The organism is Kitasatospora sp. NPDC059577, from assembly GCF_042735475.1.
Lineage (GTDB): Bacteria > Actinomycetota > Actinomycetes > Streptomycetales > Streptomycetaceae > Kitasatospora.
Map to the genome: position 1 here is coordinate 256,714 of NZ_JBHWBZ010000005.1, position 6,801 is coordinate 263,514.

Here is a 6,801-nt window from a genome sequence, read left to right on the forward strand (position 1 = left end):
AGGTGCGGCCCCCGCCGGGGCCGTCCCCGGGGCCGGCCGGTGCCGACGCCCGGGACCGGCTCGGGGTGCCGGCCCGGGCCCCGTCGAGGTGCCGCCCCGGAGCGGGGCGGGGAGAGTGGACCGGTGGCCCTCGCTCCGCCGGGGGCCTGCGGCCATCCGCCGGGCACCACCTGTCGGAGGCCCGTCGGCTCATCCGACGCACCACTGGAGGACGCGTGACCGCCGACGGCCCGGACGGGGTGCCACCGCTGCACCTGCCCCGACGGACCCGGATGCTGCTGTACGGCTCGCTCCTGCTGCTGGTCGCCGCCGTGGTGGCCGCACTGGCCATCGGCCCGGGGACCACCCTGGCCCCGCTGCTCGCGGTGGCCCCGGTGCTCGCCGGGGCGACCACCCGGCGGGCCCGGGTGCCGCTGCTGGTCGGCGCTGCGGCGCTGCTCACGGTCGGGCTGCTGGAGTCGGCCAACGCGCAGCTGCCGCTCTCCGTCCGGATCAGCGTGCCGGTCACCGTACTGGCCTCGACGCTGGCCAGCGCGGCCAGCGTGGTGCTGGTGGCGGCCCGCGAGCGGGAGCTGTTCCAGGTCCGCACGGTGGCCGAGGCCGCACAGCGGGCCCTGCTACGGCCCCCACCGGAGCGGATCGGGCCACTGCGGGTCGCGGTGCGCTACGTCGCGGCGGCAGCCGAGGCCCGGATCGGCGGGGACCTGTACGCCGTGGTCGAGACCCGCTTCGGAGTACGGATCCTCCTCGGCGACGTCCAGGGACACGGGCTCCCCGCCGTGGAAACCGCCGCGGACGTCCTCGGAGTGTTCCGCGAAGCCGCCCGCACCGAACCCGACCCGGGCCGGCTCGCCCAGCGACTGGACGCGGCACTCACCGCCCGCCCGGACGCGGACCGCTTCGCCACCGCGCTGCTGCTCGACGTGGCTCCGGACCGGGGCCCGGTCCGGGTCGTCAACTGCGGCCACCCGGCCCCACTGCTGCGCCGGGCCGGCCGGGTCAGCGAGCTGGAACCGCCGTTCCCGGCACCCCCGCTGGGCCTGCTCGGGCTGACCGACGACCAGTACCCCACACGACACTTCGACCCCGAACCCGGCGACCTGCTGCTCCTGCACACCGACGGCGTGTCGGAGGCGCGGGACGCCGGCGGGCGGTTCTACCCGCTGGCGCAGCGGCTGCCCCACCTGCACGGCGGCAGCCCGGCGGACGTGCTGGACGCGGTGCTGACGGACGTCGGCGGCTGGGTCGGGAACGCCGGGCTGGCCGACGACGCGGCGGTGCTGGCGGTGCGCTGGGAGCCGTGACGGGCAGCCCGGCGGGGGCTCGGCGAGGGCTCGGCGGGAGCCGTCCCGGGGCGGGGCGCCCTCGACCGCCCGGGTCGAATTGTCAGTGGCCTGTGCAAGGCTCGGTGCACGGTCGGCGGGGAGCCGGTCGCCGGAGCACGGTCGACGATCGACGACGGGACGGGTGTCATGGGGTTCAGGGCTGAGGGATCGTTCGAGGTGACGGCGTTCGAGCCGGTGGACACGGAGGAGCGCGAGGGCGCGGCCTTCGGGCGGATCCGGATCGCCAAGACCTTCACGGGCGGGCTGAGCGGCACGAGCGAGGTGCGGATGATCTCCGTCGGCGGCCCGTCCGGCGCCCCGGCGTCGTACGTCGCGGTGGAGCACGTCACGGGTGTACTGGACGGGCGCACCGGATCGTTCGTGCTCCAGCACGCGGCCTGGGACACCACCGGCACGACGATACGCGTGGTGCCGGGCACGGGGGCGGGCGAGCTGGTCGGGATCACCGGCGAGTTCCACCTGACCGTCGACGCGTCCGGTGCCCACACCTTCGTCCTGGAGTACGAGCTGGGCTGACGCCCCCGCGGCGCACCTCCTCCGGCCCACGGGCCGCTCCCGACCTGACGGCCCGCGCCCGGCACCTGACGGCCCGCGCCCGACGGCTCACGCCCCGCGGGCTCCGTCACCTCGACGGCCGTGTGCCGCGTGGGCCGGGCGCTCGGCGGCGCTGTCACGATGATGCGATCAGTGCACGATCGACATCGGAGGGTGACGCATGCCCGGCACGGCGGTGGATCGTACGACGACGGTGGTCACGGCGTCGGCAACGGAGGCGTCGACGGTCGAGGAGGTGCTCGGCCGGCTGCGGGAGATCGGGGCGGGGCTGCCCCCGGCCGACGGGGTGGCGGTCTTCAACCGGCTCTACTGCGACGTCACGGAGGCGGTCCGCGACCGGCTCGACGGCGGCTGCTTCGCCGACCCGTCGGCGATGGCCGAGCTGGACGTGGTGTTCGCCGGGCGGTACCTGCGGGCCGTGGCCGCCGACGCGGCCGGGCAGGAGCCGCCCGCCTGCTGGCGGCCGCTGTTCGCGCTGCGCGCCCGCCCGGGGGTGCACCCGCTGCAGTTCGCGTTGGCCGGGATGAACGCCCACATCCAGCACGACCTGCCGCTGGCCGTCGTGGACACCTGCCGCCGCCGGGGCTGCGAACCGGCCGGGATCGAGGAGGACTACCACCGGATCAACGGAGTGCTGGCCGAGGTGGAGACGGCCGTCCGGGAGCGGCTGATGCCCGGGCCCGACCTGCTGGAGCGCGCCGAACCGCTCACCCACCTGCTCGGCACCTGGTCCGTCGGGGCCGCCCGTGAGACGGCCTGGTCCGCCGTCCGGGCGCTCTGGGAGCTGCGGCACCTGCCGGGCGCGGCCCGGGCCTTCGCCGCTGCGCTGGACGGTTCGGTGGGACTGCTGGGGCGCGCCCTGCTGATCCCGCTCGGACCGGACGGCGGACCGGACGGCGGACCGGGGCACGGCCGGGGCGACCGTCGGGACGACGGACCGGGCGCCGGCCCCCGGACGGCACCGGCCGGCCGGCTCCCCGAAGCGAGGAACCGGCCGACCGGTGAATCCGCCGGAGCGGGCGATCAGGCCCAGCTGGAGTGCAGCGGCTTGCCCTCGGCATAGCCGGCCGCGCTCTGGACGCCCACGATTGCCTTCTCGCGGAACTCCTCCAGGCTGCTGGCGCCCGCGTAGGTGCAGGAGCTGCGCACGCCGGCGATGATCGAGTCGATCAGGTCCTCGACGCCCGGGCGGGCCGGGTCGATGAACATCCGGGAGTGCGAGATGCCCTCCTCGAACAGCGCCTTGCGGGCCCGGTCGTACGAGGAGTCCTGGACGGTGCGGTTGCTCACCGCGCGCGCCGAGGCCATGCCGAAGCTCTCCTTGTACTGGCGGCCGTCGGCGGCGGTCTGGAGGTCGCCCGGGGACTCGTAGGTCCCGGCGAACCACGAGCCGATCATCACGTTGGAGGCGCCGGCGGCCAGCGCCATCGCCACGTCGCGCGGGTGCCGCACGCCGCCGTCGGCCCACACGTGCTTGCCGAGCCGGCGCGCCTCGGCGGCGCACTCCAGGACGGCGGAGAACTGGGGGCGGCCGACGCCGGTCATCATCCGGGTGGTGCACATGGCGCCGGGGCCGACCCCGACCTTGAGGATGTCGGCGCCCGCCTCGACGAGGTCGCGGACACCGTCGGCGGCGACCACGTTGCCGGCCACGATCGGGATCTGCGGGTCCAGGCCGCGGACCGCGCGCAGCGCGCTGATCATGGACTCCTGGTGACCGTGCGCGGTGTCCACCACGAGCACGTCGGCGCCGGCCTCGATCAGGGCCTTGGCCTTGCCCGCGACGTCGCCGTTGATGCCGACGGTGGCGGCGATCCGCAGCTTGCCGGCCGCGTCCACGGCGGGGGTGTAGAGGGTGGCGCGCAGCGCGCCCTTGCGGGTGAGGATGCCGACCAGGCGGCCCTCGGCGTCGACCACCGGGGCGAGCTTGCGGTGCGCCTCGGTGAGCTTCTCGAAGGCGGCGCGCGGCTCGACGCCCTCGTCCAGCAGCAGCAGGTCGCGGGACATGATGTCGGCGAGGCTGGTGAAGCGGTCCACGCCCTGGCAGTCGGAGTCGGTGACCACGCCGACCGGCTTGCCGTCCTCGACGACCACGAGGGCGCCGTGCGCGCGCTTGGGGAGCAGCGAGAGCGCCTCGGCGACGGTGGCGCCCGGGGCGAGGGTGATCGGGGTGTCGTACACCAGGTGCCGCTGCTTGACCCAGGAGACGACCTCGGCGATGACCTCGGTGGGGATGTCCTGCGGGATGGCGACCAGCCCGCCGCGGCGGGCGACGGTCTCGGCCATCCGGCGGCCGGCGATGGCGGTCATGTTGGCCACGACCAGCGGGATGGTGGTGCCGGTGCCGTCGTTCGACGAGAGGTCCACGCCCTGCCGGGAGCCCACGGCGGAACGGCTGGGGACCATGAAGACGTCGTCGTACGTAAGGTCGTACGAGGGCTTGAGGTCGTTCAGGAAGCGCATGAAGGGGGCTCTCTGGCTGGGAGAAATTACACCTCGGGTGCGGTTGCGGCGATGCCGTCGGGGCGCACTCGGGCGCCCTGCACCCAGCATTCGATTCTCCGGGAGGGCGGGGGCAAAAGCCAGTTCGAGGAGCATTGCTGGGGCTGTACACAAACCGTGATCAATGCTCCGCGCGTAGACATGGAGGATCCTCCAAAGCCCCCCTCCGACGTCGGCTTTTCGCCCCGGCCCGGACCGCTCCCGTAGCATTCACGCGGTAATGGGCGAGGCGAACGGGAAAGCGGCAGCAAGCGTGGGCAACGGGCAGACGGACATCGAGCAGGGCCAGGACGAGGGGACCGAGGAGGAGATCGACTACGGACCCGGCCTCGACCCCGAGCGACTGAGGCTCTGCCTGGAGGTGATCGCCGAGCTCGACGAGCTGCACGTCGACCACCCGGACGCGATCACCGTCCGCCAGGCCGTGGGCGGCATATTCCGCACCCTCAAGCAGCGCCGCCGCCAGGAGACCCGGGCCCGCAAGACCGCCAACGACCGCGCGGTCACCGCCCGCACCGCCACCGGCGCGCCCACCCGCATCGACGACGAGACGGCCGGGGCCTTCGGCCTGACCACCGTCACCACCACCGAGATCGCCGGGATCCTGGAGCGGCCGCGCTCCTGCTACACCTGCAAGCAGCGGTACGTCGAGGTCGACGCCTTTTACCACAACCTGTGCCAGAACTGCGCGGTGCTCAACCGGTCCCGCCGGGACGCCCGCGCCGACCTCACCGGCAAGCGCGCGCTGCTCACCGGCGGCCGCGCCAAGATCGGGATGTACATCGCGCTGATGCTGCTGCGCGACGGCGCCCACACCACCATCACCACCCGCTTCCCCAACGACGCGATCCGCCGCTTCACGGCGATGCCGGACAGCGCCGACTGGATCCACCGCCTCAAGGTCATCGGCATCGACCTGCGCGACCCGGCCCAGGTGATGGCGCTCGCCGACGAGGTCGCCGCCGACGGCCCGCTGGACATCCTGATCAACAACGCCGCGCAGACCGTGCGCCGCCCGCCGGAGTCCTACCGCGAGCTGCTCAACGCCGAGTCCGCCCCGCTGCCGGCCGGCGAGCTGCCGCAGTCCACCACCATCGGCCGCTTCGGCAGCGGCAGCGTCGACCTGCCCGCGCTCCCCCACCAGGCGGGCGGCGACGAACAGCGGCTGGCCGCCGAGGACGTCACCTCGCTCGCCCTGGTCACCGGCTCCGCCACGCCCGCCCGGATCGCGGCCGGCACCGCGATCGACGCCGGCGGCCTGGTGCCCGACCTCGCGCCCACCAACAGCTGGGTGCAGACCGTCAACGAGGTCGGCCCGGTCGAGCTGCTGGAGGTGCAGCTCTGCAACTCCACCGCGCCGTTCATCCTGATCAGCCGGCTGCGCCCGGCGATGGCCGCCTCGGCGTCCCGCCGCAAGTACGTGGTCAACGTCTCCGCGATGGAGGGCGTGTTCCAGCGCGGCTACAAGGGCGCCGGCCACCCGCACACCAACATGGCCAAGGCCGCGCTCAACATGCTCACCCGCACCAGCGCGCAGGAGATGTTCGAGGCCGACGGCATCCTGATGACCGCCGTCGACACCGGCTGGATCACCGACGAGCGGCCGCACCCGGACAAGATGCGCCTCGCCGACGAGGGCTTCCACGCCCCGCTCGACCTGGTCGACGGCGCGGCCCGCGTCTACGACCCGATCGTGCGCGGCGAGCAGGGCGAGGACCTGTACGGCTGCTTCCTCAAGGACTACGAGCGCGGCAACTGGTAAGCACTTCCCGCAACCACCCGAAGGAGACGGCGAGTTGACCACCGCACCGCAGGCCGGGACCACCGCGCCGCTGCTCGGCGCCGGGATCATCGTGCCCACCGGGGACGGCCGGGTGCTGGTCGGCCGGCGCACCACCGCCGGCGAGCCGCCCACCTGGAGCCTGCCGGGCGGCAAGGTGGACCCCGGTGAGTCCTTCGAGCAGACCGCGGCCCGCGAACTCGCGGAGGAGACCGGCATCGTGCTGCCGGCCGAGGGGATGCGGGTGCTCGCCGTGCACCTGGACCACGAGCTCGGCCGGCCGCGGCTGACCGCCGCCGTCCTCGCGCCGCCGAGCCTGGCGGAGGCGGTGGTCACCGAGCCGCACGCCTGCGCCGGCTGGGAGCGCTTCGCGGTGGACGAGCTGCCGGAGCCGATGTTCTACCCGTCCGCACTGGTCCTCGGCAGCTGGCTGCCCGGTCCGGTCGGTGTACGGCGGGACGGGACGCACGGCTACCCCGTCGCCCGCTGAGGACGCACGGACGGGGGGGGGGGCCCCCGGGGGGGGGGGGCGGGGGGGGGCACGCGGCCCGGGGGGCGGCCGGTGGGGGCGGCGCCGGCCCCCGGGTCGCGCCGCGCCCCCCGCCCCGCCCCGCGCGG

6 protein-coding genes are annotated in these 6,801 nt (G+C 74.7%); 5 read left to right on the forward strand and 1 reads right to left on the reverse strand.

Annotated elements, in window-relative coordinates; all coding sequences use genetic code 11:
* Positions 1-215 precede the first annotated feature (215 nt).
* The 3 genes from ACFV0O_RS07775 to ACFV0O_RS07785 all read left to right on the forward strand — a co-directional run bounded on the left by ACFV0O_RS07775 (position 216) and on the right by ACFV0O_RS07785 (position 2,964).
* Positions 216-1,304, forward strand: a complete 1,089-nt coding sequence (locus ACFV0O_RS07775) for a PP2C family protein-serine/threonine phosphatase (protein ID WP_380337803.1) — start codon at positions 216-218, stop codon at positions 1,302-1,304.
* A 168-nt stretch (positions 1,305-1,472) separates the two neighbouring features.
* Positions 1,473-1,862: a DUF3224 domain-containing protein gene (locus ACFV0O_RS07780; protein ID WP_380337806.1), complete on the forward strand. Its 390-nt coding sequence runs from the start codon at positions 1,473-1,475 to the stop codon at positions 1,860-1,862.
* Positions 1,863-2,061: 199 nt separating this feature from the next.
* On the forward strand, positions 2,062-2,964 hold the full coding sequence (locus tag ACFV0O_RS07785) for a DUF5995 family protein (protein WP_380337809.1): 903 nt from the start codon (positions 2,062-2,064) through the stop codon (positions 2,962-2,964).
* Here the strand turns inward: ACFV0O_RS07785 and ACFV0O_RS07790 are convergent.
* Positions 2,925-4,364: a GuaB1 family IMP dehydrogenase-related protein gene (locus tag ACFV0O_RS07790; RefSeq protein WP_380337812.1), complete on the reverse strand. Its 1,440-nt coding sequence runs from the start codon at positions 4,362-4,364 to the stop codon at positions 2,925-2,927. The genes ACFV0O_RS07785 and ACFV0O_RS07790 overlap by 40 nt on opposite strands.
* Before the next feature lie 259 nt (positions 4,365-4,623).
* On the opposite strand from ACFV0O_RS07790, the gene ACFV0O_RS07795 reads away from it, so the two are divergent.
* Together ACFV0O_RS07795 and ACFV0O_RS07800 are read left to right on the forward strand one after the other, a co-directional pair.
* Entirely contained in the window at positions 4,624-6,165 is a 1,542-nt protein-coding gene (locus ACFV0O_RS07795) for an SDR family NAD(P)-dependent oxidoreductase (RefSeq protein ID WP_380337815.1), read from the forward strand.
* Between the two features lie 34 nt (positions 6,166-6,199).
* A complete protein-coding gene (locus tag ACFV0O_RS07800) occupies positions 6,200-6,673 on the forward strand; it encodes an NUDIX hydrolase (protein WP_380337818.1) in 474 nt (157 codons plus the stop codon).
* The last annotated feature ends 128 nt before the right edge of the window (positions 6,674-6,801 follow it).

Bases quoted from the DNA above. Each gene is read 5' to 3' on its own strand.
- ACFV0O_RS07790 (WP_380337812.1), bottom strand. From the start codon at position 4,364: ATGCGCTTCCTGAACGACCTCAAGCCCTCGTACGACCTTACGTACGAC.
- ACFV0O_RS07785 (WP_380337809.1), top strand. From the start codon at position 2,062: ATGCCCGGCACGGCGGTGGATCGTACGACGACGGTGGTCACGGCGTCG.
- ACFV0O_RS07780 (WP_380337806.1), top strand. From the start codon at position 1,473: ATGGGGTTCAGGGCTGAGGGATCGTTCGAGGTGACGGCGTTCGAGCCG.
- ACFV0O_RS07795 (WP_380337815.1), top strand. From the start codon at position 4,624: ATGGGCGAGGCGAACGGGAAAGCGGCAGCAAGCGTGGGCAACGGGCAG.